30 protein-coding genes are annotated in these 25,622 nt (G+C 60.3%); 17 read left to right on the forward strand and 13 right to left on the reverse strand.

Going from position 1 to position 25,622, the window contains the following annotated elements; genetic code table 11:
- Window positions 1-64: 64 nt before the first annotated feature.
- From msrA to VR71_RS16725, 3 genes are all read right to left on the reverse strand, one after another.
- Window positions 65-733, reverse strand: coding sequence for a peptide-methionine (S)-S-oxide reductase MsrA (gene msrA / locus VR71_RS16715; protein WP_045685842.1), 669 nt, complete (start codon window positions 731-733; stop codon window positions 65-67).
- Between the two features lie 117 nt (window positions 734-850).
- The gene (tmpT, locus tag VR71_RS16720; protein ID WP_045685843.1) at window positions 851-1,489 is read right to left on the reverse strand and encodes a thiopurine S-methyltransferase; all 639 of its coding nucleotides are present in this window, start codon (window positions 1,487-1,489) and stop codon (window positions 851-853) included.
- A 5-nt stretch (window positions 1,490-1,494) separates the two neighbouring features.
- Window positions 1,495-2,721, reverse strand: a complete 1,227-nt coding sequence (locus VR71_RS16725; protein ID WP_045685844.1) for an argininosuccinate synthase — start codon at window positions 2,719-2,721, stop codon at window positions 1,495-1,497.
- A 126-nt stretch (window positions 2,722-2,847) separates the two neighbouring features.
- Here VR71_RS16725 and VR71_RS16730 point away from each other — a divergent pair, with 126 nt between their 5' ends.
- Window positions 2,848-3,585 (forward strand): hypothetical protein, encoded by a 738-nt coding sequence (locus VR71_RS16730; RefSeq protein WP_045685845.1) that lies wholly within the window; start codon window positions 2,848-2,850, stop codon window positions 3,583-3,585.
- 39 nt (window positions 3,586-3,624) lie between these two features.
- Window positions 3,625-4,863 (forward strand): threonine ammonia-lyase IlvA, encoded by a 1,239-nt coding sequence (ilvA, locus tag VR71_RS16735; RefSeq protein WP_045685846.1) that lies wholly within the window; start codon window positions 3,625-3,627, stop codon window positions 4,861-4,863.
- 3 nt (window positions 4,864-4,866) lie between these two features.
- On the opposite strand, the gene VR71_RS16740 is transcribed toward ilvA, so the two are convergent.
- On the reverse strand, window positions 4,867-5,199 hold the full coding sequence (locus VR71_RS16740) for an Hpt domain-containing protein (RefSeq protein WP_040651158.1): 333 nt from the start codon (window positions 5,197-5,199) through the stop codon (window positions 4,867-4,869).
- A 161-nt stretch (window positions 5,200-5,360) separates the two neighbouring features.
- Here VR71_RS16740 and VR71_RS16745 point away from each other — a divergent pair, with 161 nt between their 5' ends.
- Window positions 5,361-6,626 carry a SpoIIE family protein phosphatase gene (locus VR71_RS16745; RefSeq protein WP_009816799.1) on the forward strand — a complete coding sequence of 422 codons (1,266 nt, stop codon included), beginning with the start codon at window positions 5,361-5,363 and terminating at the stop codon, window positions 6,624-6,626.
- Here VR71_RS16745 and VR71_RS16750 read toward each other — a convergent pair.
- The gene (locus VR71_RS16750) at window positions 6,601-7,044 is read right to left on the reverse strand and encodes an NUDIX hydrolase (RefSeq protein WP_040650382.1); all 444 of its coding nucleotides are present in this window, start codon (window positions 7,042-7,044) and stop codon (window positions 6,601-6,603) included. The two genes, VR71_RS16745 and VR71_RS16750, sit on opposite strands and share 26 nt — an antisense overlap.
- A 75-nt stretch (window positions 7,045-7,119) precedes the next feature.
- Between VR71_RS16750 and VR71_RS16755 the strand changes: the two genes are divergently transcribed.
- The 5 genes from VR71_RS16755 (at window position 7,120) to VR71_RS16775 (ending at window position 11,678) form a co-directional block, all read left to right on the forward strand.
- Entirely contained in the window at window positions 7,120-8,115 is a 996-nt protein-coding gene (locus VR71_RS16755; protein ID WP_045685847.1) for an Hsp33 family molecular chaperone HslO, read from the forward strand.
- Window positions 8,093-8,695, forward strand: coding sequence for a CoA pyrophosphatase (locus tag VR71_RS16760; protein ID WP_045685916.1), 603 nt, complete (start codon window positions 8,093-8,095; stop codon window positions 8,693-8,695). The genes VR71_RS16755 and VR71_RS16760 overlap by 23 nt, the downstream gene beginning before the upstream one ends.
- Entirely contained in the window at window positions 8,692-9,837 is a 1,146-nt protein-coding gene (locus tag VR71_RS16765; protein WP_045685848.1) for a CCA tRNA nucleotidyltransferase, read from the forward strand. Before VR71_RS16760 ends, VR71_RS16765 begins: the two co-directional genes overlap by 4 nt.
- A gap of 42 nt (window positions 9,838-9,879) precedes the next feature.
- Window positions 9,880-11,103 carry a class I SAM-dependent RNA methyltransferase gene (locus VR71_RS16770; protein WP_045685917.1) on the forward strand — a complete coding sequence of 408 codons (1,224 nt, stop codon included), beginning with the start codon at window positions 9,880-9,882 and terminating at the stop codon, window positions 11,101-11,103.
- Window positions 11,104-11,177: 74 nt separating this feature from the next.
- On the forward strand, window positions 11,178-11,678 hold the full coding sequence (locus VR71_RS16775; protein WP_296430511.1) for a L,D-transpeptidase family protein: 501 nt from the start codon (window positions 11,178-11,180) through the stop codon (window positions 11,676-11,678).
- On the opposite strand, the gene VR71_RS16780 is transcribed toward VR71_RS16775, so the two are convergent.
- The gene (locus tag VR71_RS16780) at window positions 11,679-12,194 is read right to left on the reverse strand and encodes a CAP domain-containing protein (protein WP_009816806.1); all 516 of its coding nucleotides are present in this window, start codon (window positions 12,192-12,194) and stop codon (window positions 11,679-11,681) included.
- Window positions 12,195-12,364: 170 nt separating this feature from the next.
- Between VR71_RS16780 and VR71_RS16785 the strand changes: the two genes are divergently transcribed.
- Window positions 12,365-12,967, forward strand: a complete 603-nt coding sequence (locus VR71_RS16785) for a L,D-transpeptidase (RefSeq protein WP_040650386.1) — start codon at window positions 12,365-12,367, stop codon at window positions 12,965-12,967.
- 144 nt (window positions 12,968-13,111) lie between these two features.
- Complete coding sequence (locus tag VR71_RS16790) at window positions 13,112-13,300, forward strand: hypothetical protein (protein WP_037247631.1); 189 nt, start codon at window positions 13,112-13,114, stop codon at window positions 13,298-13,300.
- A gap of 71 nt (window positions 13,301-13,371) precedes the next feature.
- Here the strand turns inward: VR71_RS16790 and hemH are convergent, their stop codons facing one another.
- Together hemH and VR71_RS16800 are read right to left on the reverse strand one after the other, a co-directional pair.
- Window positions 13,372-14,436: a ferrochelatase gene (gene hemH / locus VR71_RS16795; protein WP_045685919.1), complete on the reverse strand. Its 1,065-nt coding sequence runs from the start codon at window positions 14,434-14,436 to the stop codon at window positions 13,372-13,374.
- 60 nt (window positions 14,437-14,496) lie between these two features.
- Complete coding sequence (locus VR71_RS16800) at window positions 14,497-15,315, reverse strand: methyltransferase domain-containing protein (protein ID WP_045685849.1); 819 nt, start codon at window positions 15,313-15,315, stop codon at window positions 14,497-14,499.
- A gap of 48 nt (window positions 15,316-15,363) precedes the next feature.
- Here VR71_RS16800 and VR71_RS16805 point away from each other — a divergent pair, with 48 nt between their 5' ends.
- Genes VR71_RS16805 through VR71_RS16820 form a run of 4 tightly spaced genes read left to right on the forward strand, consistent with a single transcriptional unit; the run spans window position 15,364 to window position 17,638 of the window.
- Window positions 15,364-16,062, forward strand: coding sequence for a ComF family protein (locus VR71_RS16805; protein ID WP_045685850.1), 699 nt, complete (start codon window positions 15,364-15,366; stop codon window positions 16,060-16,062).
- 32 nt (window positions 16,063-16,094) lie between these two features.
- Complete coding sequence (gene grxC, locus VR71_RS16810; RefSeq protein WP_009816812.1) at window positions 16,095-16,352, forward strand: glutaredoxin 3; 258 nt, start codon at window positions 16,095-16,097, stop codon at window positions 16,350-16,352.
- 5 nt (window positions 16,353-16,357) lie between these two features.
- Window positions 16,358-17,188 carry a carbon-nitrogen hydrolase family protein gene (locus tag VR71_RS16815; protein ID WP_045685920.1) on the forward strand — a complete coding sequence of 277 codons (831 nt, stop codon included), beginning with the start codon at window positions 16,358-16,360 and terminating at the stop codon, window positions 17,186-17,188.
- Complete coding sequence (locus tag VR71_RS16820; protein WP_009816814.1) at window positions 17,189-17,638, forward strand: MarR family transcriptional regulator; 450 nt, start codon at window positions 17,189-17,191, stop codon at window positions 17,636-17,638.
- On the opposite strand, the gene ubiG is transcribed toward VR71_RS16820, so the two are convergent.
- Complete coding sequence (ubiG, locus tag VR71_RS16825) at window positions 17,639-18,385, reverse strand: bifunctional 2-polyprenyl-6-hydroxyphenol methylase/3-demethylubiquinol 3-O-methyltransferase UbiG (RefSeq protein ID WP_045685851.1); 747 nt, start codon at window positions 18,383-18,385, stop codon at window positions 17,639-17,641.
- Window positions 18,386-18,433: 48 nt separating this feature from the next.
- Between ubiG and pip the strand changes: the two genes are divergently transcribed.
- Together pip and zapE are read left to right on the forward strand one after the other, a co-directional pair.
- Entirely contained in the window at window positions 18,434-19,411 is a 978-nt protein-coding gene (pip, locus tag VR71_RS16830) for a prolyl aminopeptidase (RefSeq protein WP_009816816.1), read from the forward strand.
- A 4-nt stretch (window positions 19,412-19,415) separates the two neighbouring features.
- A complete protein-coding gene (gene zapE, locus VR71_RS16835; protein ID WP_045685852.1) occupies window positions 19,416-20,477 on the forward strand; it encodes a cell division protein ZapE in 1,062 nt (353 codons plus the stop codon).
- Here zapE and VR71_RS16840 read toward each other — a convergent pair.
- On the reverse strand, window positions 20,474-21,403 hold the full coding sequence (locus VR71_RS16840; protein ID WP_009816818.1) for an ABC transporter ATP-binding protein: 930 nt from the start codon (window positions 21,401-21,403) through the stop codon (window positions 20,474-20,476). The genes zapE and VR71_RS16840 overlap by 4 nt on opposite strands.
- 74 nt (window positions 21,404-21,477) lie before the next feature.
- Here VR71_RS16840 and VR71_RS16845 point away from each other — a divergent pair, with 74 nt between their 5' ends.
- Complete coding sequence (locus tag VR71_RS16845; RefSeq protein WP_045685853.1) at window positions 21,478-21,657, forward strand: zinc-finger domain-containing protein; 180 nt, start codon at window positions 21,478-21,480, stop codon at window positions 21,655-21,657.
- Here VR71_RS16845 and guaD read toward each other — a convergent pair.
- The 3 genes from guaD to xdhC form a co-directional block, all read right to left on the reverse strand.
- A complete protein-coding gene (gene guaD / locus VR71_RS16850) occupies window positions 21,609-23,030 on the reverse strand; it encodes a guanine deaminase (RefSeq protein ID WP_045685854.1) in 1,422 nt (473 codons plus the stop codon). The two genes, VR71_RS16845 and guaD, sit on opposite strands and share 49 nt — an antisense overlap.
- A 63-nt stretch (window positions 23,031-23,093) precedes the next feature.
- Window positions 23,094-24,695 carry a hypothetical protein gene (locus VR71_RS16855; protein ID WP_045685855.1) on the reverse strand — a complete coding sequence of 534 codons (1,602 nt, stop codon included), beginning with the start codon at window positions 24,693-24,695 and terminating at the stop codon, window positions 23,094-23,096.
- 43 nt (window positions 24,696-24,738) lie between these two features.
- The gene (gene xdhC / locus VR71_RS16860; protein ID WP_045685856.1) at window positions 24,739-25,620 is read right to left on the reverse strand and encodes a xanthine dehydrogenase accessory protein XdhC; all 882 of its coding nucleotides are present in this window, start codon (window positions 25,618-25,620) and stop codon (window positions 24,739-24,741) included.
- Window positions 25,621-25,622 lie beyond the last annotated feature (2 nt).

The raw sequence follows: 25,622 nt of genomic DNA on the forward strand, positions 1-25,622 counted from the left end.
TTACAAATCTGTGTCAGGTGGCGAAAGCCCAAAGCGCAGCTTGGGCGCTCAACGGCCGTTGCGATCAAGAGCCGCTGGTGAAAGGAGCGTCCTTGCCCCAAAGCTCTTGGACGCGGGCATCCCGTCCGCAGGCGTCACGGTAGAGTTTATAGGCCTTGGCCTTGGTTCGGGGGCCAAAGCGGGTGAGCACGATCTCACTGCTTTTGTAGTAATCCTGATGATAGGCCTCGGCGGGATAAAAGGTCTGTGCGTCAAGGATTGGCGTGACGATGTCCCGTCCCAATGCCGCCTGAGCCTTGGTTATAGCGCTCTGGGCGATCTGCTTTTGTGCTGGATCAGTGACGAAAATCGCTGTGCGATAGCTATCGCCCCGGTCGCAGAACTGGCCGCCGGCGTCGGTCGGGTCGACGGAGCGCAGGAAGAGGTGCAGCAATTGCGCGCGGCTGACCTGTGCCGGGTCAAAAATAATTTGAACCGCCTCGAAATGGCCGGTGCCACCGGCCGTTACCTGTTTGTAACTGGGGTTCTCCACCGCGCCGCCGGTAAAGCCCGACTCGGCCGCAATCACGCCTTTGACCTGTTCAAAGTCTGATTCGACGCACCAGAAGCAACCGCCTGCAACGACCAAAGTCTCGGTCTCGGCGGCATGCGCCCGGCTACTGTTAACGCAGAGCCCAACGATGATCAGCATCGCCAGAGCCGCCGCCTTGATCTCCCGAAGATGTACGTTCATTGGATTGCCCTCCTGTTTGATTGCTATCATGCAGCAAATCGCGCAGGTCACCAACGCAGGACTCCGGGATGTCACGGTCTATTGAGCAATGTTTCGCCGGATGTGAGCGGATGGGTGCTAGATCGCTGTCAGGTGCAGGGCCTTTTCCCGCGCGGGGCAGACGCCCTTGAGACCGCCCGGCACGTCGATATCCGCAAGCTGTGTCATGGTGTAGCGTGTGCCGTATTGCGCGCGCACCGCTGCCCCGGAGAGGGAAAAGGGCGGGCCAGCCATGACCGACTGGTCGTACTCAAAGGTGACGAGCAATTGCGGTGCAAGGTCGGTGAGCGCTGCCAGATGCCCAGCATAGCGCCCTCGCATCGTGTCGGGCAGGGCAACGAACGCCGCGCGGTCGTAAACGGCATCGACCGGACCGAGCAGATCGGCGGTGAGGTCGAAGATATCGCCCACGAATATATCCAAACCGTCTGCGGCATAGCGTTTGAGGGGGCCGTGCGCAGTCACCTCGGGTGTGACGGCCATCTCTTCAAAGAGCTGTTTCACGGCGATTTCGCTGAGCTCGGCGCCAGCCACCCGATAGCCTTGGGCCAGGAGCCAGGCGATATCGCGGGTCTTGCCGCAAAGCGGCAGGAAAATCCGCGCGCCGGGATCAAGGCCCAGCGCGCCGATATGGGCCGAGAGCATGCGGTTGACCGCGCCCTCGTGAAAGCCGATCTGCATGTTTTCCCAACGGGTATGCCAGAAATCGGCTTCCATGATGTTTAGCCCTTGAGTCTGCGGTTGCGCGCGGCGAGCAGTTTCAGGCGCAGCGCGTTGAGTTGGATAAAGCCTGCCGCGTCCTTTTGGTCATAGGCGCCGGCGTCATCCTCGAAGGTGACATGCGCCTCGGAATAGAGGCTGTGGTCGGACCAGCGACCAACGCAGGACACTGAGCCCTTGTAGAGTTTGAGGCGGACGGTGCCGGTGACATGTTCTTGGCTCTTGTCGATGGCGGCTTGCAGCATTTCACGCTCGGGTGAGAACCAGAAGCCATTGTAGATCAGTTCCGCATAGCGCGGCATGAGCGAATCCTTGAGATGGCCCGCGCCGCTATCCAGGGTGATCTGTTCGATGCCGCGATGCGCCTCGAGCAGGATGGTGCCACCGGGCGTCTCGTAGATGCCGCGCGATTTCATGCCGACAAAGCGGTTTTCCACGAAATCGAGCCGGCCGACGCCATGTTTACGACCAAATTCGTTGAGGTCGGTCAGGATCGTGGCGGGGCTGAGGGCGGTGCCGTTGATGGCCACGGCGTCGCCACGCTCAAAGCTGACCTCGATAAATTCGGGGGTGTCTGGCGCATCCTCGGGGCTGACGGTGCGCTGATAGACGTAATCGGGAGCCATTTCAGCGGGGTCTTCGAGCACGCGGCCCTCGGAGGAGGTGTGCAGCAGGTTGGCATCTACCGAGAAGGGCGCTTCGCCGCGCTTATTCTTGGCGATCGGAATCTGGTTTTCTTCAGCAAAGGCAATGAGCTTGGTGCGGCTGGTCAGATCCCAGAGGCGCCAAGGTGCGATCACCTTGATATCAGGGTTGAGCGCATAGGCGGCCAGCTCGAACCGCACCTGATCGTTGCCCTTGCCGGTGGCACCATGCGCCACGGCATCGGCCCCGGTCATGGCGGCAATCTCGACCAGACGCTTGGAGATCAGCGGGCGGGCGATGGAGGTGCCAAGCAGATAGAGCCCCTCATAGAGCGCATTGGCGCGGAACATCGGAAAGACGAAATCACGCACGAACTCTTCGCGGACATCCTCGATATAGATGTTCTCGGGTTTGATCCCCAGCATCTCGGCCTTTTGGCGCGCGGGGTCCAGTTCCTCGCCCTGACCGAGATCGGCGGTAAATGTCACCACTTCGCAGCCATATTCGGTCTGGAGCCATTTCAGGATGATCGAGGTATCGAGGCCCCCGGAATAGGCCAGAACAACTTTTTTGGGCGCGGACATGTCATTCCCCTTGCGTCAAATCTGGCTGGCGGAGTAGCGGCTTTTGCGGTGATGGGCAAGTGGACGTGGTTGACTGGCCCTCTGGTTGTGCTAGCGAGGTCGGGCAATTGTCCAAGAGGTGCGGTGATGGTGGCCTGGCGTATTTTTACACATTCGTTGCAGATGATTTTCAACAACTTCGCTCAGGTGATGCGCATTATCTTGGTGCCGTTGGGGATCGGGATTGCGGTTTTGATTTTGTTCGCGGCGCTTGGAGTTTCGATTGACAGTGCGCCGGGCGACGTCGTCACCGCTGGTCAGATCGGCGGGATGATCTTGCTGGCGCTGGTGCTGATCGGTTTGGCGCTCTGGGTTGTTGTGGCGTGGCACCGATTTATCCTGCTTGCGGAGTATTCCCAAGGCTGGGTGCCGATGCTGCGGAGCGATCGCATGCTGTCTTATATCGGGCATTCTCTGTGGCTTGGGCTTGTAATGACGGGCCTGACGGTGCCGCTCTTTCTGGTGATTGGGGGCCTTGGCGGGATGGTGCCGCTGATTGTTACGAGTGTGAGTATCGTGGTGATCGTGGCGCTCAATATCGTGTTTTTCCGGCTTTCGGTGATCTTGCCTGCTGCGGCCATTGGTCAGCCGCTGCGGCTTGGTGCGGCGTGGGATGCGACGCGGGGAAGCAGTGGCACGATCCTGATTCTTGTTCTCATACTTGGTGCCGCGCAATTCGCGCTTCAGCTTGTGTTGGGATTGCTGCTCTTGGCTCCGGTGATTGGTATCGTGCTGATGGCGGTGGGCACGGCGCTTTCGGCTTTGATCAATGTCAGCATTCTGACCACGCTTTACGGCTATTATATCGAAAAGCGCGCGCTCTGAGCCTTGTCAGGGGGGCACGATTGCGGCACTGAGGCGGGCATGACCGAGTTTCAGGAAAATGCCCGCGCCGCAGAGGCGGCGATGCGCGCTGTGTTCGAGCCGACGCCGCTCCAGCGCAATGATCACCTGTCCGAGCGCTATGGCGCTGAGATCCTGCTCAAGCGCGAGGATCTGAGTCCTGTGCGGTCCTACAAGCTGCGTGGGGCGTTCAATGCGATGCGCAAGGTTCTGGCGGCGCGGCCGGACACAGCGACGTTTGTCTGTGCCAGTGCGGGCAATCATGCGCAGGGCGTGGCGTATATGTGCCGGCATTTCGGGGTCAAAGGCGTGATTTTCATGCCGGTGACAACGCCGCAGCAAAAGATCGGCAAGACCGAGACCTTTGGTGGCGATGCGGTGGCGATCCGGCTGACGGGCGACTATTTCGACGACACGCTGGCGGCGGCGCAGGCTTATTGCGCGCAGGTCGGCGGGCATTTCCTGTCGCCGTTCGATGATGAGGACGTAATCGAGGGGCAAGCCAGCGTTGCGGTCGAGATCGAGGCGCAGTTGGGCGGCATGCCGGATCGTCTAATCCTTCCGGTTGGGGGTGGCGGGCTCTCGGCGGGGGTGCGCAGCTATGTCGGCGCGCGGGCCGTGCTGACGTTGGTGGAACCGGCCGGGGGCGCGTGCCTTGGGGCGGCGCTGGCGGCGGGCGAACCTGTGCGCCTGCGGCATGTGAATACCTTTGCCGATGGGGCGGCGGTGGCGCAGATTGGCGCGCGCACTTTTGCGCGGCTGGCGGATCTGGACCCGGCGCAGGCCATGGTGATCGAAGAGGACCGGCTCTGCACCACGATGCTCGAGATGCTCAATATCGAGGGGATCGTGCTCGAGCCTGCGGGGGCGCTGGCGGTGGATGCGCTCAAGGATCTGGGAGACGTGATCCGGGGCAAGACGGTGGTTTGTGTCACCTCGGGCGGCAATTTCGATTTCGAGAGGTTGCCGGAGGTCAAGGAGCGCGCGCAGCGGTTCTCGGGCGTGAAGAAGTATTTCATCCTGCGGATGCCGCAGCGCCCCGGCGCGCTGCGCGAGTTTCTAGAGATATTGGGACCGGAGGACGATATTGCGCGGTTTGAGTATCTCAAGAAATCGGCGCGCAATTTCGGTTCTGTGCTGATCGGGATCGAGACGACACGGACCGAAAATTTCGAACCGATCCTGACGCGGCTCGATGCTGCTGGCTTTGAGTATCGCGATATCACCCGTGATGAGGTGTTGGCAGAGTTTCTGATCTGAGCTTCAGGCGGCGATGACCCGGTCAAGACCGGAGAGAAACTCTGATTTTGAGTGGGCGTAGCATGACAGAATTTCAGGCAGGTTGATCGCGCCGTATCGACCGGCGGCAGCGGACTGTTCGCCCCGGTGGCAGAGATCAGAAAAGGCGGCAAAGCCGAGGTTGAGGGCGCTGCCCTTGAGAAAGTGTAAATGCCCTTCGAGGTGCAGATTGGGGCCGGTGTGGCGCAGTTTCTCGATTTCGGTATCCACTTCTTCGAGAAACAGGTCCACCACCTCGCCAAAGGCATCAGCCCCGATTTCGTCGCGCAGATCCTGAACGCGGTTCCAGTCGATCATCATTGAGCCTCCGATTCCTGCGGCAAGACTGCGGCCAAAGAGCTACGGAAAGTTTAATGCCGCCGGGAAAGCCGCGCGAATTTTAACATTCAGGGGCTGTTAAACTTTGGGCGGTTAGACAGGGTCAGGACAGGACAAAGGTGGCCCGGGTGCGATCACGAATGGAACAGGCGGCAGAGGCGGATGCGGGCGGCGGGGTGATCCGCCGCGTGCTCGTCGTGGATGACAGCCGCCTGCAACGGCGGATTTTAAGCGCGTCGTTGCAACGTTGGGGATTCGAGGTGCAGGAAGCCGATTCGGGCGACGCCGCGCTGATTCTGTGCCGTGATGAGCCGCCCGATCTCGTCATGAGTGATTGGATGATGCCGGGGTTGAGCGGGCTGGAGTTCTGCAAGAGATTCCGAGAGATGTCGCGCGATAGCTATGGGTATTTCATCCTGCTCACGTCCAAGAGTGACAAGGATGAAGTTGCGCTGGGCCTTGATGCCGGGGCAGATGACTTTCTGACCAAACCGGTCAATGCCGCGGAACTGCGCGCGCGAATTTCGGCGGGCGCACGGATCCTGCGGATGGAGCGCGAGCTAACCGAGAAGAACCGGCTGATCAAATCCACGCTCGACGAATTACAGACGCTCTATGATTCGCTCGACAGTGATCTGGTCGAAGCCAAGAAGCTGCAGCAATCGCTGGTGAGCGAGCGCTATCGCGATTGTGGCACGGCTGAGGTGTCCTTGATGCTGCAATCTGCCGGCCATGTCGGCGGTGACCTGGTTGGCATGTTTCCTATTGGGCATACACGCATCGGGCTCTACGGAATTGATGTGTCGGGTCATGGTATCAGTTCAGCGCTGATGACGGCGCGGTTGGCGGGGTATCTCTCGGCCTCGGTGCCGGAACAGAACCTCGCCCTGCGCAAGACGCGCGACGGTCGTTTCGTGGCGCGTCCCCCAGCGGAGGCGATTGCAATGCTCAATCGCTTGATCATGTCGGAGATGGAGACCGAGCATTACTTCACCCTCGTTCTTGCCGATGTGGATCTGGAAACCGGGCGCGTGATCCTGTCACAGGCGGGGCATCCGCATCCTGCATTGCAGCGTGCGGATGGAACGGTGGAGTTTATCGGGTCGGGTGGTTTGCCTGTAGGCCTGATTGATGGAGCAGAATTTCAGCAGTTCGAAGTGATGATGGCGCCGGGTGACAGGCTTCTGATTCATTCCGACGGGGTGATCGAATGCTCTGGTCGGTCTGGTGATCTGCTCCACGATGAGGGGCTGGCGCGGATCTTGCGGGATCTGCGACAGACGCGCGGGATGGCGTTTCTCGAATCTCTTTTGTGGAAACTGTCAGAGTTTGCGGGGGATAGTGACTTTAACGATGATATTTCCGCCGTATTACTGGAGTTCAAAGGCAGCCCGTTTCCCGGCTGACGAAATGCCGATCCCCGGCGTTGCCCAGATCGCGCGTCGCCTGTTGCGGTGTGATCCAGACTGGGCGATGCCCCGGCTCGCTGGGGGGGCCCAATCGGCGCACCGGATGAGCGCGGTAGATAATGCAGAGTTTTTCGGCCCAGAACCCGTATTCCGGCATATAGGTAAAGCGACGAAAGGCACCGAGCCTCTGAGGCCGGGCGATCAGCCAGCCGGTTTCCTCGAAAACCTCGCGGTGGAGGGCCTGGAGCGGCGATTCTCCCGGGTCAATACCGCCGCCGGGCAATTGCAGCTCTGGCACCGGGTCCGCCTGATGGGTGACGAGCAGCCGCCCGCGACGGGGCAGGATGGCATAGGCGCCCGGTCGCAAACGGTAGGCGATACCGGGTTCTGGCCTCTCTCCGAATCGTCTAATCACTTTGTGTCTCCCGGGCCTGACTTGTCCTGACGGTACAGTCGCGATATGCCAAGTCGAGACCCCAAAGGAAAGCCCATGACACTTGGACAGAGAATCGCTTGGGATGATACAATCCTGCCATTTCAGCTAGACCGCGCCGATATCCGTGGCCGCGTCGTGCGTCTGGACGGGGTGCTTGATGGAATCCTGAAACAGCATGACTATCCGCCTCAGGTCGAGGCGTTGATTGCCGAGATGGCGCTTTTGACCGCGTTGATCGGTCAGACGATCCAATTGCGCTGGAAGCTGTCCCTGCAGGTGCAGACGCGCGGTGCTGTGCGTATGATCGCCACCGATTATTATGGCCCGAGTGAGCCGGGTGAACCGGCCCGGATGCGCGCCTATGCCAGTTTTGACCGCGAGCGCCTGAGCCATGCGCGCCCATTTGATCAGTTGGGCGATGGCTATTTCGCGGTAATGCTGGATCAAGGTAAGGGCACCACGCCCTACCAAGGGATTACACCGATTGCGGGCGAGGCGCTCCGGCATTGTGCTGAGGCGTATTTTGCCCAATCCGAGCAGTTGCCAACGCGATTCGCGTTGAGTTTTGGCAAATCCACCGGGGCAGGCGAGGCGGAGCATTGGCGCGCGGGTGGCGTGATGCTGCAGCATATGCCCAAGGCGTCGCCCTTTGCCAGTGGTGGCGGATCGGGCGAAGGCGGGCTCTTGCAGGCGGAAGATATCCTGATGGGTGACGAGGCCGAGAACTGGAATCGCGCCAATGTTCTGCTCGATACGGTTGAGGATCTGGAATTGATCGGGCCGTCTGTCACGCCAACGGAATTGCTTGTGCGGCTGTTTCACGAAGAAGGGCCGCGGGTGTTTGACATGCAAGCGGTGCGGTTTGGCTGCACCTGTTCCGAAGAGCGGGTGCGCAGCAGCCTGTCGATCTATTCGGCGCGCGATATCGCCACGATGACCACCGACGAGGGCATCGTGACCGCAGATTGCCAGTTTTGCGGGGCGCATTACCGGCTGGACCCTGCGACAGTGGGGTTCGAGGCCAAGGATGGGACAGCGGACGGTGACTGACCCGCTCGATCGGGTGCTTTTGGCGCTGCGGGCCGAGCGCGCGCCGTCTTCGGATTATGATCTGAACCCAGGTGTCGTTCTGCCAGAGGGGCGCAAGTTGCGGTCGGCAGCCGTGTTGGTGCCTATATTTGAGACGCGCGTGATCCTCACCAAGCGGTCATCAAAGCTCCGGCATCATCCGGGGCAGATCGCATTTCCGGGCGGCAAACAGGATCTTGGTGATCCTGATATCACGACAACTGCGTTGCGCGAGGCGGAGGAAGAGATCGGGCTTGATCGTGGATTGGTTGAAGTTCTGGGGTTTTTGCCGCGCCATGAGACCGTGACCGGGTTTGACGTGACACCGGTTCTAGCACGGGTACATGGGCCATTTCGGCCCCGCGCCGAGCAGGGCGAGGTCGATGAAGTGTTTGACGTGCCATTGGCGCATTTGCTCGAATTGGGCCGGTATAGGGTCGAGAAACGCCGCTGGCGTGGAGATTGGCGGCGTTACTATGCGGTGCCCTATGGCCCCTATTATATTTGGGGCGCCACAGCGCGCATCCTACGCAACATGGCAGATTTGGCGGGACCGGAATGAAGGTTTCGGGGGCGTGGATCGAGGCCGAGGCGACACAAGCGGTCTGTCGCATGTTGAGCGGGGCGGGACACCAAGCGCTCTTTGTCGGGGGCTGCGTGCGCAATGCGCTCTTGGGTGAGCCGGTTGCGGATATAGACATCGCGACCGACGCGCGGCCAGAGGTGGTGATGGACCTGGCCGCGGCGGCGGGGCTGAAACCGGTGCCGACAGGCATCGAGCATGGTACGATTACGGTGGTATCGAGCCACATTCCGCATGAGGTGACGACCTTCCGCGAGGACGTGGAGACATTTGGCCGTCATGCGGTGGTGGCCTTTTCCATGGATATTCACAGCGATGCGCGGCGGCGCGATTTTACCATGAACGCGCTCTACGCGCAGGCGGATGGCACTGTGATCGACCCGCTTGCGGGACTAGAGGATCTGCGCGCGCGCCGGGTGCGGTTCATCGAGGATGCCGATCAACGGATTCGCGAGGATTATTTGCGGATTCTGCGGTTTTTCCGGTTTCATGCCTGGTATGGCGACCCTGAGGGCGGCCTTGACGCTGACGGGCTAGCGGCCTGCGCGGCTAATCTGGATGGGTTGGCGCGATTGTCGCGAGAGCGAGTGGGAGCCGAGATGTGCAAGCTCTTGGGCGCACCTGATCCGGCGCGGTCGGTGGCGGCGATGCAGGCGGCTGGGGTGCTCAATGCGGTCCTGCCCGGGGCGGATGCGCGCCCGTTGGCGCTATTGGTTCATCAGGAAACAGAGACTAACATGGCCCCTGATGCGATCTTGCGCCTTGCCGCGCTGGGGGGCGAGTCGGTGGCGGAGCGGTTGCGTTTGTCGAAATCGGACACAAGGCGGTTGGCACATTTGCAAGAGAAGGCTGCAGGGCAGATGCAGGCTGCAGAACTGGGCTATCGGTATGGGGTCGAGGAAGGCCAGGCGATTCTGCTGTTGCGCGGTGCTTGGCTGGAGACATTGGTGAGCCCTGAGACCGCCGAGGACCTTAAAATGGGGGCAGCGGCACGGTTCCCGGTCGCGGCGACAGATCTTATGCCGGACTATTCAGGTCCGGCGCTTGGCGCACGATTGCACGCGTTGGAGAGACGCTGGATCGACTCGCGGTTTGCCCTCAGCCGTGATGATCTGCTCTGAGTGGGCTTTCGTATGGCCGATTTGCAGGCTAAAGCCGCAGGTATGAGCGAGCATGACATCATACGGCTGGGCCATCAGGGTGACGGCATCGCCGAAGGCCCAGTCTTTGCACCGTTGACGCTGCCTGGTGAGCGGGTGTCTGGCACGCTGGTGGGGCAGACCTTGACCGAAGTGCGGATCGTGACGCCGTCGGCGGACAGGGTAACGGCCCCCTGTCGCCATTTTCGGTCCTGCGGTGGCTGTCAGGTGCAGCATGGCTCGGACGGGTTTGTCGCCGACTGGAAGCAAGACCTTGTGCGCTCGGCGCTGAGTGCGCATGGGATCACGCCCGAATTCCTGCCAATCCATGTGTCGCCACCGCAGTCACGGCGTCGGGCGACATTTGCCGCAAAGCGCACGAAAAAGGGTGCGATGGCGGGGTTTCATGCGCGTGGCAGTGATGTGATCATCGAGGTTCCCGACTGTCGTCTGCTCCATCCCGATGTGATTCGCGGTTTGGTGGTGGCCTCTGATCTGGCCGAGATCGGGACGAGCCGAAAGGCTGTGTTGGCGGTCAGTGTCACGCAGTCACGCGCCGGGCTTGACGTGGCGGTCATGGATGGCAAGCCGTTAGATGGGCCGCTAAGGATCGCGCTGGCGTCACTGGCGGAGCGGCACGATTTGGCAAGATTGGCCTGGGGTGATGAGGTTGTGGTGACCCGCCGTACTCCGGAACAGATGTTTGGCGCCGCGCGCGTGGTGCCGCCGTCCGGCGCGTTCCTGCAAGCGACCGCAGAGGGAGAAGCGGCGCTTTTGGCAGAAACAGAGACGATTCTAGCGGGCGCGCGCCGGATTGTTGATCTCTTTTCCGGCTGTGGCACCTTTGCCTTGCCGATCGCGCAGCGTGCGCAGGTGCATGCGGTCGAGGGTGATGCGGCTATGCTTGCGGCGCTTGATGCCGGACGACGTGGGGTCGACGGGCTCTACCCGCTGAGCACCGAGGCAAGGGATCTCTTTCGTCGCCCGCTCTTGCCGGATGAGTTATCGCGGTTCGACGCGGCGGTGATTGATCCGCCTCGCGCCGGGGCCGAAGCGCAGATTTCGGAAATCGCCAAATCACGCTTGCGGTGTCTGGCCTATGTGTCCTGTAATCCGGTGACATTTGCCCGCGATGCGCGGGTTCTCCTGGCGGCGGGCTACAAGATGGGCCCGGTGCGGGTGGTGGACCAATTCAGGTGGTCGTCACATGTGGAACTGGTCGCGGGATTCAGGCTGAATATCGCGTGAATCGTGAAAATTCTCTACCGCAAGGGCATTGGTTTGAGGTAAAAGAGTCGCGAGCAGTAAGCGGATCAAAAACAATGAAACTGAAGAGGCGCTTTGTGGTGATGGCGGGGCTATGTGCTCTGTCCGCCTGCGGCACAAATTCCAAATTCCGGAGCTACCGTGGCCCTGAGGTGACGCGAGTCATCGTCAACAAGGGTGAGCGCGAGATGTATCTGTTGCATCACAACAAGCTCCTCAAGCGATACAAGGTCGATCTTGGGTTTGCCCCTGCGGGACACAAACAATTCGAGGGTGATGGCCGCACGCCCGAGGGCGAGTATTTCATCGACCGACGCAACCCGAACAGCTCGTTCCATCTGTCGCTGGGGATTTCCTATCCGAACGAGGCGGATATTGCCTATGCCGAAGCGATGGGCGAAACGCCGGGTGGGGATATCTTTATCCACGGCGAACCGAATGCTCTTGCCGTTCTCAGCCGGGATTGGACAGCAGGCTGTATCTCGGTCAAGAACCGAGAGATGGAAGATGTCTATGCAATGGTTCGCGACGGGACGCCGATCACGCTGACTGCGTGATCAGCTTCCCAAAATCATCGTCCACCAAATCTTGCCGCCCCGTTCCTGAAGCCATGAGAACCCCATCTTGCGCGCGTCGGGGGACAGGATCACGCGGCGCGTTCCCTCTTCTTCCATCCATGCGGCGAGGGTCTGAAGTTCGGTCTCGTAGGTTTCCGATATGGTTTCGCCCACCAGATTTCCAGAATAGCCGACGCGGCGAATACGGTCGATCGGCGACGATCCGTCAGAGCCGAAATGCCATGGCCGGTTCTGGACTGACATGTCGCGGGAATGAGTCGCGGCGGCAGCGGTGAGGGACGAATCGAGTGTGAGAGGCGGTTGGCCCGAGGCCTGACGCAGGGAATTCACCGAATCGAGCATGCGGAACTGAATTTCAGAGGTTTGGCCGGCGCTGATTCGGTAGACCCGCGGCAGCGGCTTTCCGTCAGAGCCTATTTGCGGCGGTGCCGGAGGCGCGGCGCAGGCCGAAAGAGCCAAAAGAGCCGACACCAGTAGAATATAGAGACGCGCCATGATCGAGAACCACCTGATATTTGTTTCAACATTCGCTTTAGCCCGGCTTGCGTTGCGATTCAAACCCACATGCGCGCTAGATTGCCTTAGGGGTGTTGTTTGATTTGCGACTGCGTCCTTCGCGCCATATATTGAGTCGATGACTGCTATGACCGGGTGGAGATACGCAAATGGCCTCAAACTCTCGCATTTCTTGGAATCGGCGTACGTTTCTGACGGGTGCCGCAGCATTGATGGGTGCGCCAGCCCTCGCGCAGAGCGTTGATAGTGACGGTACTGTCGAGATGGAGCGCGATATCGAGCAAACGCAACGTCGCAATATTTCGGGCTTCAGGATGCTCGATTGGCGACCGTATTTCTCGAGTCTCAACAATGGTGCGATTCTGGTCGATATCGATTCGCGCGCTGTGCATTTCTGGAGTGCGGATCAATCGGTCTACAAGCTTTATCCCTCATCCGTACCGCTGACGGAAGATTTGACACGGCGCGGCCGGACCGCAGTGGTTCGCAAAGTCGAGGGGCCAAGTTGGCGTCCGACGCCATCCATGCTCCAGCGCAATCCGGAATGGCCTGCGTTTGTGCCGCCGGGACCAGATAACCCGTTGGGAACCCACGCCCTTTACCTCAGCTGGACCTATTACCGCATCCATGGCACGCATGACACTCGCAAAATCGGGCGCAGGTCATCTAATGGCTGTGTGGGTCTCTACAATGAACACATCGCCGAGTTGTTCAGTTTGACCAAAGTTGGCACGCAAGTGTTGCTAATTTGACGAGATTTAAGGGCTTCTTGCAGTATCCTCCGCAAGATACATTTGCATTTGACCATGTTTGCTGATTAGAAAAATCTACGAGGTTAAGTCTTGGGTGCTTGCCGTTGCGCTATGCAACGTCAGGCCAATATCTGGAGGATAATCATGAAGAAACTCGTTCTCGCGGCTGCCCTGAGCGCTGCCGCTTCGACCGCTTTTGCAGGTAACCTGTCCGAGCCCGTCATTGAGGCACCGGTTGTTGTTGAAGAAACCAATGCAAGCTCGTCCGCCGCTGGCGTGTGGGTTCCGCTGGTTCTGCTGGCAATTGTTGCTGCGGTTATCGCTGCTGACTAATCCGGCACCTGCACTACATGAAAGAGGCAGTGGGAAACCGCTGCCTTTTTTGTTTGCAGGACGCGGCGTTATCAGTCGAGCCAGCCCTTCAGGTTCGACTCGACGATCGACGACAGAGCCCGGATATGGGCGTCGTCATCATTGAGGCAGGGGATATAGGTGAATTTCTCGCCGCCGGCCTCTTCGAAACTTTCGCGAATTTCCTCGTTGATCTCTTCCAGCGTTTCAATGCAATCGGCGGAAAAGGCGGGGGCCATGACGGCGATGCGTTTCTTGCCGTCTTCGCGGGCCAGTCGCGCGACCTCATCCACAGTATAGGGCTTGAGCCATTCCTCGGGGCCAAAGACCGATTGGAATGTGGTCGTTATTTCGGTGTCGGTCCAGCCGAGCCGCTCCTTGAGCAGGCGCGTGGTTTTCTGGCACTGACAATGGTAGGGGTCGCCCTGCATCAGATAGCGTTTCGGCATGCCGTGATAGGACACGACAAGGATTTCAGGGCGCTGTTCGGCCGCGGCATAGGCGCGCTCGACCGATTGCGCGAGCGCCTCGATATAAAGCGGGTTCTGGAAATAGGGCTCGACCACGCGGGCGATGGGCTGCCATGTCTCATCCATCAGAGCGCGAAAGAACTGGTCATTCGCGGTGGCGGACGTGGCACCGGCGTAATGCGGATAGAGCGGGAAGAAGAGGATGCGGGTGCAGCCCGCCTCGACCATCTGGCGTACCTTGGATTTGGTCGAGGGATTGCCGTAGCGCATGCAGAAATCGACCATGACCTGATCGCCATAGCGCTCTTGCATCGACGCTGCCATCTTGGCGGTCTGGTCGCGGGTGATGGTCATCAGGGGGCTTTCGCCCTTTTCCTCATTCCAGATGGATTTGTAGGCATGCCCGCTGGTAAAGGGCCGCTTGGTCAGGATGATGAGCTGCAGGAGTGGCTGCCATTTCCACGGGCTATAGTCGATCACCCGGCGGTCGGACAGGAATTCGTTGAGGTAGCGGCGCATCGGCCAGTAGGTGTAATGATCGGGCGTGCCAAGATTGGCCAGGAGCACGCCGGTTTTCGCGCGCGGCACCTTGGGGTGATCGGCAGCGGCTTGTTCGGGGCGGGCGGCATTTTGGCTGGCATCGAGCATGGCGTGGGTCATTCCTGTAACCTCTTAGTCAGAGGTGACATATAGGCTGTGCTTGAAAGGTCAATCTTTCAGGGGTCTCTCGACCGCGCCCAGCGCATCCGCCAGCCGCGCGCTGGCTGATCCGGGGCGCAAGGGTTGGGGCTGACTGGCGTCTGGGGCCCAACCTGTGAGGAAAATCATCTCGAAGGTGGCGGGGATGCGCCCGTCGGCCGTGCCAAAGGCTTGTGCATATATGTCGCAGGCACGGAGCAGCACGTTGCGGCGCGAGAGCGTCTTGCGTCGTGCGCTCATTGCGTTGCTCTCACCCATGCCTCTGAGTTCGCGCATGAGAGCCATAGGGTTGGCGTAGCTGGTGGTGAGGGGCAGGGTATCGGCCACCGGCAGGGTGAGGCCTGCGCGCTGCATCAGTCCGCCCAGATCGCGAATCTCGGCCATGGGCAGGACGCGGGGCGAGAGGCCGCCGCTGATCTCTGCCTCAGCCTGTGCCAGTGCGCTGCGCAATTCGCTGAGCGTGGCACCGCCAAAGAGCGCCACGAGGAGCAGGCCATCAGGGCGCAAGGCGCGTCGAGCCTGAATGAGTTGGCCCACGGGGTCATTCGCCCAGTGCAGGCAGAGCGCGTGAACGACCAGATCATGCGCGCCGGGGTCAAGTGTCAGCACCTCGTCATCGGATACGATGTGCGCTTCTGGCATACGGGAGTGCCAGAATTGCGGAAAACCCGTCACCACGGCGGGCGCGGTAAAGGATTTGTTAACCACACTCAGGCGATCCTCGACCTCAGCGGCGGCGATCTCATGCAGGAACAGAACCGGCGCGCACAGAGCGCGCTGGCGGTTCTTGTTCAGGGCGGTGCGGTCGGTCAGGGGCGTTTGGGTCATGAGGACGAGAATAGAGTGCTGACAGCGGCTTTTCAAACGGCGGTTCACATGATCTATCCGCCGCGCTGTACGCTCTGCGGGGCGGTGGTGGAGAGCGACTTTGGCCTTTGCGGTCCGTGCTGGCGCGATACGCCGTTTATTTCTGGTCTTGTCTGCGACACCTGCGGTGTGCCTCTGCCCGGTGAGGTGCATGCAGGAGCCGAGCATTGCGACGAGTGTCTGCGCATCGCGCGACCATGGTCACAGGGCCGCGCGGCGATGCGCTATCACGAGAATGGGCGTAAACTGGTCTTGATGCTCAAACATGGAGACCGGCACGACGTGGTACGTCCGGCGGCAAAATGGATGGCGCGGGCAGCGCAGCCCCTGTTACGACCCGATACGCTGATTGCGCCCATACCGCTACATTGGATGCGGATGCTGTCGCGGCGGTTCAATCAATCCGCGCTGCTCGCGCAGGCCGTCGCGCGTGAGACCGGGTTGTCCTGTTGTCCTGATCTGTTGATTCGTCCCAAGCGCACGCAAACCCTCAAAGGAATGAGCGTCGAGGCGCGGCATGCCATGCTCGCGGATGTGATCCGCGTGCATCCAAGACATCGGGCGCGAATGGCAGGTCGTTTCATTCTGATTGTTGACGATGTGATGACCTCTGGCGCGACGCTCTCCGTCGCTGCACAGGCCTGTTTTTCCGCAGGTGCCGGGGAAGTGAGCATTCTGACACTGGCGCGCGCGGCCAAGGATGCCTAAGTTCGCGACAAAGCGAAACGGGATACCCAACCATGCAACCAGTCGAAATCTACACGTCGCCGCTCTGCGGCTTTTGTCATTCTGCCAAACGCCTCTTGCAAAAGAAGGGCGTGAACTTTTCTGAGATCAATGTTTTGGCTCAGCCTGCGCGCAAATCCGAGATGTTGAAACGGGCAAACGGGCGGCATACCGTGCCGCAGATCTTCATTGGCAGCACCCATGTCGGGGGCTGTGATGAGCTCTATGCGCTGGATCAGGCGGGCAAGCTTGATGTGCTTCTGCGCGGGTGAGGATGATGCGCACGGCCCTTCTTCAGCTCAACAGCAGCGATGATCCAGAGGCAAATCTGGCGATCACGCGGGCGATGATGGATGCGGCAATTGCGGATGGTGCCACATTTATTCTGACGCCAGAGGTCACGAATTGTGTCTCGGGCAGCCGCGCGCATCAGAAATCCGTGCTGCATCCGGAAGAGAGCGATCCGACGCTGGCGGTCCTCCGCTCGCGCGCGGCTGAGGCCGGTGTCTGGCTCTTGATTGGGTCCCTCGCGCTCAAGACCGACGATCCTGATGGGCGCTTTGCCAACCGCTCCTTTCTGATCGGACCGGACGGCGGCATTGTCGCGCGCTATGACAAGATTCACATGTTCGATGTGGATGTCAGCCCCGAGGAGACCTATCGCGAATCGGATGGGTTCCGCCCCGGTGACCGCGCGGTTCTGGCCGATATGCGGCTGGGCAAGCTGGGCCTGACGATCTGTTACGACATTCGCTTTCCGCACCTGCATCGCCGTTTGGCACAGGCGGGCGCGACTATTCTCACGGTTCCAGCGGCGTTTTCCCATGTCACCGGGGCCGCGCATTGGGAGGTGCTGTTGCGCGCCCGCGCAATTGAAACCGGGTGTTTCGTGCTGGCCCCGGCGCAAACCGGCACACATGCCGCTACAAGCGGCCGAACGCGTCAGACCCATGGTCATAGTCTGGTTGTAGCCCCTTGGGGTGAGGTTTTGGCCGATGGCGGCACGGAGCCGAGCATCGTGATGGTTGATCTTGACCCCGATGCGGTGGCACAAGCGCGCAGGCGCGTGCCTTCGCTGCGCCATGATCGAGCGTTTGACGGGCCCTGAATGACTGACACGACCAGCAATTCCCTCGCCGTGGCGCTCTTTAGCGAGATTCTCACGAATGAGCAGTTGATTCGAAATCGGCTGACGCGGGTTTTGCCCAAGGGCATGGAAATTTCGCATTTCTCGGTGCTCAACCATCTGGCACGGATTGGCGACGAGCGCAGCCCGGCGCAGTTGGCTAAAAGCTTTCATGTGACGCGTGGGGCGATGACCAACACGCTGTCTAAACTGGAATGGGCGGGGTATGTGCATATCCGCCCCGATTGGGACGATGCGCGGCGCAAGATGGTGGCGATCAGCCCCTCGGGCCGTCAGGCGCGCGATGCCGCCATGGCGGCGATCACCCCGATGGTGTCAGACCTGATTCGCGATCTGGGCGAGGACCGCGTGCGCGCCAGCCTGCCGGTGTTGCGCGAATTGCGGGCGCGGCTGGAGCCGCCAGGAACCTGATCAACCGGGCTTGACGCTCGCGGTCACGTAGTTGACGCTCATATCCCTGTCCGAGAGACGCCAGCCCCAAGTGATCGGGTTGAACACGAAGCCCTTGCGGTCCACCGGCTCCAATCCGGCGTTGCGCAAGAGATCGAAAAGCTCGTCCGGGGTGATGAACTTGGTCCAATCATGGGTGCCCTTGGGCAGCCAGCGCATAATATATTCGGCCCCAACGATGGCCATGGCATAGCTTTTGGGGTTGCGGTTGATGGTCGAGCAGATATGCAGCCCGCCCGGCTTTAAAAGCTGCTGGCAGGCCGTTAGATAGGTCTGCGGATCGGCCACATGCTCGACCACTTCCATGTTCAGCACGGTGTCGAATTGTTCGCCCGCCGCTGCCAGATCCTCGGCCGTGGTGTGGCGATAGTCGATGTCGAGGCCGGATTGCGCGGCATGGACCTGGGCGACGGGAATGTTGCGGGGGGCGGCATCGGCGCCGACCACGGTGGCGCCCAGACGTGCCATCGGCTCGCTCAAGAGGCCGCCACCGCAGCCAATATCGAGCAGGCGTAGCCCGGCGAAGGGTGCCTTGTCGCGCAAGTCACGTTCGAATTCCGCCGCGATCTGGGCGGTGATATAATCTAGGCGACAGGGGTTGAGCATGTGCAGGGGCTTGAATTTCCCGTTCGGGTCCCACCATTCAGCGGCCATCGCCTCGAACTTGGCAACCTCGGTGGGATCAATCGTGCTCTGAGCGGCTTGCATTCTGCTCTCCATATGCTCTTTTGGTCTCGCGGCTTATATAGGACATCCATGGACAAATTCTCAGGCCAAAAGAGCGCAGTGCAATATCTTCATCCCCCGGTCGAGCCCTTTGACCGGCAAATGCTGGATGTGGGAGATGGGCACAGCGTCTATATGGAGCAATCGGGCCGCCCCGATGGCCTTCCGGTGATCGTGCTGCATGGTGGGCCGGGGGGCGGGTGCAGCCCGGCGATGCGGCGTTACTTTGATCCGGCGGTCTATCGGATCATCCTGTTCGATCAACGCGGCTGTGGTCGGTCGCGCCCGCATGCCAGTGTCGAGGCAAATACAACCTGGCATCTGGTGGCCGATATAGAGCATATTCGCGCGAAGCTCGGTATCGAGCGATGGATTGTCTTTGGCGGAAGTTGGGGGGCGACGCTGGCCCTTATCTATGGGCAGAGCCATCCTGATCGGGTCTTGCATCTGGTTCTGCGCGGTGTGTTCACAATGACCGAGGCTGAATTGCACTGGTTTTACGGGGGCGGTGCCGGATCATTCTGGCCTGAAACCTGGGCGCGGTTCGTGGAGTTGATCCCGGAAGAGGAACGGGATGACCTGATCGCCGCATATCATCGGCGTCTTTTTTCTGGTAATCTCAGTGAAGAGGTCGCTTTTGCCAAGGCATGGTCCGCATGGGAGAACGCCTTGGCAACTGTGCATTCTACAGGCGTCGGTGGTGACAGCCCCGCCGATTATGCGCGCGCCTTTGCCCGGCTCGAGAATCACTATTTCACGCATCGCGGATTTCTGGATTACGATGGGCAGATCCTAGACCGGATGGGTCGGATAGGACACATTCCCGGCACGATCGTGCAGGGGCGCTATGATATGATCTGTCCGCCTGTGACGGCGCATAGATTGGCCGAGCGCTGGCCAAAGTCTGATTTGCGGATGATCCCGGTGGCGGGGCATGCCCTGTCAGAGCCGGGGATCAGTGCCGAGCTTGTGGGCGTGATGCAGAAGCTTGCCCGCATCGCACGGTAGGTTGATGGAATCCCTGCCTGATCTCTACGCCCGCCTCGTGGCTGATGGCACATTGACCCGTGATCCGGCGCAAGAGGCACTTTTGCCCGAATTTGAGCGGATGCGTGTCGCCGTGGCCGAGTTGCCGAGGAAGGGCTGGTTTCGCCGTTCGGCAGAGCCACCCAAGGGCCTCTATATCTGGGGCGGAGTTGGGCGTGGGAAATCCATGCTGATGGACCTCTTTGTTGAAACGCTGGAGGTGCCGAGCAGGCGCGTGCATTTTCACGCCTTCATGCAGGAAATCCATGCAGGACTGCATGCTGCGCGGGCCCGGAATGAGCAGGATGCGCTGGCCCCGGTGGCGGCTGATGTTGCCAAATCGGTCCGCCTATTGGCGTTTGATGAAATGCAGATCACTGACATCACCGATGCGATGATCGTGGGGCGACTCTTTGAGGCTCTGTTTGCGGCAGGCGTTGTGGTGGTCACAACCTCAAACCGCCTGCCCGACGATCTTTACAAAAACGGGCTCAACCGACAGCTGTTTCTACCGTTTATCGACCTGTTGAAAGAGCGGATGGTCATTCACGAAATGGTCAGCCCCACTGATTACCGGCAAGATCGCCTGACAGGCAGCCCAAGCTACTTTAGCCCGATCAATTCAGAGAGTCGGGCTGAGATAGAGACGATTTGGCAGGATCTGACAGGGGCGCGCGGCAGGCCACATACGATCATCGTCAACAAACGGGCGGTGGAAATTCCGGCGTTTCACAATGGCGTGGCGCGGGCCACATTCTATGATCTCTGCGGCAATCCTCTGGGTCCGGCGGATTATCTGGCTTTGGCCGCGGCGACGCGGGTATTGATCCTAGAGAATATCCCGCAAATGGGGCGCAGCAATTTCAACGAAGCCAAGCGCTTTGTCACATTGATCGACTCTCTGTATGAGGCTCGCGTGCGGCTGATCTGTTCGGCGGCGGCGGTGCCGGAATATCTCTATATCGAGGGAGAAGGCTCCTTCGAGTTCGAGCGCACCGCCAGCCGAATGCGGGAAATGCAGTCCGAAGGCTGGGGCAGGGAGGATTAGCGGCTCCGCGTCAGCTCCAGGAAAACATCCTGTAGATCCGCCTGTTCGGTTTTCACATCGCGAATGCTGATACCGGCGGCATGAACGGCAGCGAGCACCTCTTCGGCGGAGGTGGCACCGGATTTATAGGTGATCACCAGCGCACCATCGCCACGTTTCGTGACCGTCAGACCCTCAGCATGCGGCAGGGTTGCAAGCGGCTTGTCGGGTTGAATGATCATCGTTTTGTGATCGAGCCTGCCCAAGAGATTGGCGGTGCTGTCGCGTGCTACCACCTCTCCGAGATTGATAATGGCGATTTCGTCACACATTTCCTCGGCCTCTTCGAGGTAATGCGTGGTCAGGATGATCGTCATTCCCTGCCGGTTCAGTTGCCGGACATTCTCCCACAACATCTGTCGCAGTTCGATGTCTACGCCTGCGGTTGGTTCGTCGAGAACAAGAATATGTGGATGATGCACCAGCGCCTTGCCCAGAAGCAGCCGACGGCGCATGCCGCCTGAGAGGGTACGGGCATAGGCTTCGGCCTTATCTTCCAGCCCAACCAATCGTAAAATCTCGTCGCTGCGCCGCTCGCGGCGGGGGACGCCGTAAAGCCCCGCCTGCACTTCGAGCGCGCCGCGCGGGGTAAAGAAGGGATCAAGGTTCAATTCCTGCGGCATCACCCCAATAGAGGCGCGGCTCTGACGGGGGTTGCGGTCCTGATCAAATCCCCAGATCGTCACCTGACCGGCAGTCTTGACCACAAGCCCTGCCAGAATGTTGATCAGCGTCGATTTGCCCGCACCATTTGGCCCCAAGAGACCAAAGACAGACCCCTGAGGGATATCGAGATCAATCCCCTTGAGAGCCAGTTTCTCTGGGCTATTGCGACTGCCGCCGTAGATCTTTGTCAGTCCGCGGATTTCAATGGCATTTGCCGCCATGCTGCTCTTGCCCCTTGGCTCGTGTTCACTCATATTCGGACCTAGTGGAAAGCACGGCAAAAGGAAACGCCTCGATGGTCACGCAAGCCCCGGAAACCCGCATTGTTGACAGTCATCGTGTCGCTTGCGACGGGGGTGAGGGCGCGCTGGGCCATCCCCGCGTCTGGCTGCAAATCCCGCATGAGACGGGGTTTGTCGAGTGCCCCTATTGTGATGCCAAGCTGGTCCACAAGGAGTTCGAGGGCAAGGTCTGACGTTCCCGAACTGTCCCTTGCGAATGCTGCGGAAGCCTTCGATGCCAGCGCGACAGCCGTTGTTCGGCTGCGGTTTCCAGAACCGATTTGGCGGCAACTCCGGCGATATAGACCTCCTCGACGGCGCGGTCGTCTCCCATCATCTGTAACACGAAGAGTTCCTCTGCAAGGGTGTCTGCGCGGTCCATGCGCAGAGCCATGGCCGATGTGCTTCGTGCGTTCAACACGACGATATCTGCCTCTGTTCCCGGTTCCAGCGTCCCAATCCTGTCTTCCAGCCCGAGCACGCAGGCATTGCCCCGGGTGATCCAGTGAAAGGCCTGAAGTGGATGCAGCGCATGCCCCCGCAATTGCAACACCTTGTAGCCTTCGTTGAGAGTCTGAAGCATGGAATAGCTGGTCCCGGCACCGACATCGGTGGCGATCCCGTTCGTGATTCCGCGCGCGCGGAGTCCCGCATCGTCAAAGAGCCCACTGCCCAGAAACAGGTTCGAGGTTGGACAGAAGATCGGATGCGCCCCGGTCTCTGCGAGGGATGCGATTTCGCGCTCCTCAAGGTGGATCGCGTGGCCAAGCAGCGTCTTAGGTCCGAGCAGGCCGAACGACCCATACACGTCTAGATAGTCGCGGGCGTTTGGATAGAGCTGTGCGGTATAGGCGATTTCGTCCTTGTTCTCGGAAAGATGGGTCTGAATATGGCAGTCTGGATTTTCGCGCGCGAGTACCTGCGCCATCTCCATCTGCTCCGGCGTCGACGTGATCGCGAAGCGCGGTGAAAGCACATAGCCATTCCGGCCCTTGCCATGCCAGTCGGTGATCAGCGCCTTGCTGTCGTCATAGCCGCTTTGCGGCGTGTCGCGCAGCCCGTCAGGCGCATTGCGATCCATCAGAACCTTGCCGCCAAGCATCCGCATGTTGCGCCGCGTGGCTTCGGCGAAGAACGCCTCTGCCGAGGTTTTGTGCACCGAGCAGAAGGCGACAGCGGTGGTGGTGCCATGGGTGATCACCTGGTCAAAGAACGCCGCCGCCATGGCATCGCTATGCGCGCCAGAGGCGAAACGGGTTTCTTCCGGGAAAGTGTAATTGTTGAGCCAGTCCAGAAGTTGCGCACCCCAAGAGGCGATCACCTGAATCTGCGGAAAATGGATATGCAGGTCAATGAACCCAGCCATCATCAGATGCGGGCGGTGATCTATCACCGGCACACCCTCGGACTGTGCCCTCACTTCGGTGAACTGGCCCATCTGCTTGATGAAGCCGTCCTCAATCAGCAATCCCGCATCCTCGAGATAGGTATAGGCCCGGTCATCGTCGGCGCTTTGCGGCGCGCGGTGGAAGGTCAACAGGCGGCCGCGAAGCAAGGTTTTTGTCATGGCAGGTCTCATTATGCGAAGGAAGGTTATGGGGGCGGCCAAACGGCCGCACCCCGCTCTGGGTCACGCCTGTCGTGCTGGCGTGTCGTGGTCGATCATGTCAGGCTCATCGGGGACGATGATCCGATGTAGCAAATCCTCTTTGGGCGCGAGCGCCGGGTAGATGGAGAGGAACGCGCCGATGATCAGATAGCCCGTCGTGATCCCGTCAAGCTGTGGCATTTGCAGGGTGTGAGAATGGATCACCCCGACAGAACTGAGCGCCGCAGCCGCGATGGCAAACGCTCCAGCCATCCGAAAGCGCGCATCAATCACGTCTGCCACGATGGCCCCCCAGACCAAACCGGTGATGATCGCCCCTTGGCTGAGCGCCAGATGACCCTCGAAATGCGCCCCCTCCATGAGCATCGCGGCGGTGAGGTTCTCGTCGCCCAGCGCGGGCAGGCCCTCGACTCCGGTGCTGCGCAGCGCGTTCATGAGCGAGCCCCATTTCACGACCAGGAAGCCAGAAATATGCGGCAGGATTGCAAAGGTCACTGCCGCCATATGCATGGGCTTGACCGCCCAGGCCGTGTTGGTGATCAGGCTCACCGAAACAAAGACCAGCACAGGCGCGGCAGCAGCAAGCGGGATCAACGCCGCGAGAAAAGAGAGAAAGCCAAGAAACGCCGCAGCCCCAATGACGAAGGCCACGCCGACGATATACCCGGCATGGGCGTCGAGACGCTTGTACGCGGGATGGCCGATATAGACCGTGGTCGGAAACGGCGAGCCGAACACCGCACCGATCATCGTACCCACGCCATCTGTGATCTGACAGAGCCCAACCGGATAGCTGTCTCCGGCGGCTTCGGCGGATTCAACGTTGTTCATCGTCTCGATGAAATTGTAGATCTGCACCGGGATCAGTACGAGGAACAACTCGGGATTGGCGAAGAGATACTGTACCCCGACGATCAGGTCGCCGAAATAGGGCAAAGGCGGGTAAAAACCCACACCGCTCAGGTCAATGCGGGACTCGCCCAAGAAAATCCCGATTACGGTGCCGACACCAATGGCCACCAGACCCGCGGGGACGTTGCCCGGCAAGCGAAAGCGCCCGATCAACCCCCAGAGGATGAACAAGAGCGCGGCAAAGCCGATCACCGGATGCTCGAAAATCTCGGCCAGCGGCACGGAGCCGATGAACACCAGCGCAATGCCGCAAAGCGTGCCAAGCATTCCGGCACGTGGGGTGATCCGCTTGAGAAACGGGCCGACAATGGCCCCCATTGCCGCAACGATACCTCCCATGAAGCCCGCCCCGATTCCGACTTGCCAAGCCAGCAGTGGATCCTGCGTGGCCCAATAGATCGGCCCGATCACGCCAAAGAGATAGACGAACATGACCGGCGTCGAGATGCCGTAAGGCAGCGCGGTGACATCCTTTTGCTGTTTCTGAGCCGTCCATTTTGCGAGCCAGGTGTACACCGCAACGCCGGCCAGAATGGCGATTGCCGCGCCGGGCACGATCCGTCCAAAGACGATCTCTGCGGGCATCTGGAACACGAACTGACAGATCCCAGACAGGATCAGCAGGTTGACGAGATTGTCGGTAAAAAGTGCCCAGAAGGCACTAAAATCGCTGCTCGTGAACAGCTTGTAGTTGTAACTCCTCCCGTCCATGACGGTCTCCTCCTCTGATAGGACCGGCCCAGCCTGACGACTGTCAGGCCAATTTCCCCTCCCGGTCGTCCTTGTGCCCCAAATGGGGCACATCCTTGGCCCCGGCGGGGGCGATCGCGGCAGTGTCAGAGGTCAATTCAGCCATCACCTCGGCCACCACGAAGGCGGCGATGACGCTGGGCCGCTTGTCGCGGCTACCGCGTGCCCCGATGGGGCAATTCAGATCGTCGATGGGTTGTCCGTCACACTGCCGCTGCGCCCATTTCCCAAACTTGGCGCGCTTGCTGGCTGAGCCGATCATGCCGATATAGGCTGCATCGCCCCGGCTCAGCGCTGCGGCTGTCAGCAGGAAATCAAGGCCGTGATCATGGGTCAGAACGATATAGGCGCTTCCCGCTGGCGCGGTGGCAATCGCGGCTTCAGGCAGAACACTCACTTGCATCTCCACCGCTGCAGTGCAGAGCGCTATCTCGTCGGGGCGCGTGTCGATGAGCAGGCAGCGCACCGGCAAGTGCTGAAATTGGTTGGCCAGCGCCCGTCCGACATGGCCGGCGCCCAAAACATAGACATGTGGGAGTGCTGCATCACGCTGAGTTACCCGCTCCTCGGCGGCGCGCTTATCAGAGAGCCGCATGCGGTTGAGCCCAAGCTCGACACGCCCGCCGCAACATTGCCCGATCTCGGGACCAAGAGGCAGATCGAGTGCCTTGGTCAGGACATCTTCGCGCAGCATCGCGCGGGCCGCGTCGATGGCGCGAAACTCCAGCTGCCCGCCGCCAATGGTGCCCCAGAGTGCATTGGCGGCGACAAACATCTCGGTTCCCTCATTCCGAGGGGACGAGCCGCGCACCCGTGTCAGAACAACCCGGATGACCGAGACGTGAGCGGCGAAAAATGCACGCAGCGAAGGGGCGGAAGCGGCCATGG

Origin of the sequence: Roseovarius sp. BRH_c41, from assembly GCF_000961715.1 — a bacterium.
In the GTDB taxonomy this organism is placed as follows: Bacteria; Pseudomonadota; Alphaproteobacteria; order Rhodobacterales; family Rhodobacteraceae; genus Roseovarius.

Excerpts from the sequence above, each read along its gene's own strand:
- msrA (WP_045685842.1), bottom strand. The coding sequence starts at position 733 with ATGAACGTACATCTTCGGGAGATCAAGGCGGCGGCTCTGGCGATGCTG.
- tmpT (WP_045685843.1), bottom strand. The coding sequence starts at position 1,489 with ATGGAAGCCGATTTCTGGCATACCCGTTGGGAAAACATGCAGATCGGC.
- VR71_RS16725 (WP_045685844.1), bottom strand. The coding sequence starts at position 2,721 with ATGTCCGCGCCCAAAAAAGTTGTTCTGGCCTATTCCGGGGGCCTCGAT.
- VR71_RS16730 (WP_045685845.1), top strand. The coding sequence starts at position 2,848 with ATGGTGGCCTGGCGTATTTTTACACATTCGTTGCAGATGATTTTCAAC.
- ilvA (WP_045685846.1), top strand. The coding sequence starts at position 3,625 with ATGACCGAGTTTCAGGAAAATGCCCGCGCCGCAGAGGCGGCGATGCGC.
- VR71_RS16740 (WP_040651158.1), bottom strand. The coding sequence starts at position 5,199 with ATGATCGACTGGAACCGCGTTCAGGATCTGCGCGACGAAATCGGGGCT.
- VR71_RS16745 (WP_009816799.1), top strand. The coding sequence starts at position 5,361 with ATGGAACAGGCGGCAGAGGCGGATGCGGGCGGCGGGGTGATCCGCCGC.
- VR71_RS16755 (WP_045685847.1), top strand. The coding sequence starts at position 7,120 with ATGACACTTGGACAGAGAATCGCTTGGGATGATACAATCCTGCCATTT.
- VR71_RS16760 (WP_045685916.1), top strand. The coding sequence starts at position 8,093 with ATGGGACAGCGGACGGTGACTGACCCGCTCGATCGGGTGCTTTTGGCG.
- VR71_RS16765 (WP_045685848.1), top strand. The coding sequence starts at position 8,692 with ATGAAGGTTTCGGGGGCGTGGATCGAGGCCGAGGCGACACAAGCGGTC.
- VR71_RS16770 (WP_045685917.1), top strand. The coding sequence starts at position 9,880 with ATGAGCGAGCATGACATCATACGGCTGGGCCATCAGGGTGACGGCATC.
- VR71_RS16775 (WP_296430511.1), top strand. The coding sequence starts at position 11,178 with ATGAAACTGAAGAGGCGCTTTGTGGTGATGGCGGGGCTATGTGCTCTG.
- VR71_RS16780 (WP_009816806.1), bottom strand. The coding sequence starts at position 12,194 with ATGGCGCGTCTCTATATTCTACTGGTGTCGGCTCTTTTGGCTCTTTCG.
- VR71_RS16785 (WP_040650386.1), top strand. The coding sequence starts at position 12,365 with ATGGCCTCAAACTCTCGCATTTCTTGGAATCGGCGTACGTTTCTGACG.
- VR71_RS16790 (WP_037247631.1), top strand. The coding sequence starts at position 13,112 with ATGAAGAAACTCGTTCTCGCGGCTGCCCTGAGCGCTGCCGCTTCGACC.
- hemH (WP_045685919.1), bottom strand. The coding sequence starts at position 14,436 with ATGCTCGATGCCAGCCAAAATGCCGCCCGCCCCGAACAAGCCGCTGCC.
- VR71_RS16800 (WP_045685849.1), bottom strand. The coding sequence starts at position 15,315 with ATGACCCAAACGCCCCTGACCGACCGCACCGCCCTGAACAAGAACCGC.
- VR71_RS16805 (WP_045685850.1), top strand. The coding sequence starts at position 15,364 with ATGATCTATCCGCCGCGCTGTACGCTCTGCGGGGCGGTGGTGGAGAGC.
- grxC (WP_009816812.1), top strand. The coding sequence starts at position 16,095 with ATGCAACCAGTCGAAATCTACACGTCGCCGCTCTGCGGCTTTTGTCAT.
- VR71_RS16815 (WP_045685920.1), top strand. The coding sequence starts at position 16,358 with ATGCGCACGGCCCTTCTTCAGCTCAACAGCAGCGATGATCCAGAGGCA.
- VR71_RS16820 (WP_009816814.1), top strand. The coding sequence starts at position 17,189 with ATGACTGACACGACCAGCAATTCCCTCGCCGTGGCGCTCTTTAGCGAG.
- ubiG (WP_045685851.1), bottom strand. The coding sequence starts at position 18,385 with ATGCAAGCCGCTCAGAGCACGATTGATCCCACCGAGGTTGCCAAGTTC.
- pip (WP_009816816.1), top strand. The coding sequence starts at position 18,434 with ATGGACAAATTCTCAGGCCAAAAGAGCGCAGTGCAATATCTTCATCCC.
- zapE (WP_045685852.1), top strand. The coding sequence starts at position 19,416 with ATGGAATCCCTGCCTGATCTCTACGCCCGCCTCGTGGCTGATGGCACA.
- VR71_RS16840 (WP_009816818.1), bottom strand. The coding sequence starts at position 21,403 with ATGGCGGCAAATGCCATTGAAATCCGCGGACTGACAAAGATCTACGGC.
- VR71_RS16845 (WP_045685853.1), top strand. The coding sequence starts at position 21,478 with ATGGTCACGCAAGCCCCGGAAACCCGCATTGTTGACAGTCATCGTGTC.
- guaD (WP_045685854.1), bottom strand. The coding sequence starts at position 23,030 with ATGACAAAAACCTTGCTTCGCGGCCGCCTGTTGACCTTCCACCGCGCG.
- VR71_RS16855 (WP_045685855.1), bottom strand. The coding sequence starts at position 24,695 with ATGGACGGGAGGAGTTACAACTACAAGCTGTTCACGAGCAGCGATTTT.
- xdhC (WP_045685856.1), bottom strand. The coding sequence starts at position 25,620 with ATGGCCGCTTCCGCCCCTTCGCTGCGTGCATTTTTCGCCGCTCACGTC.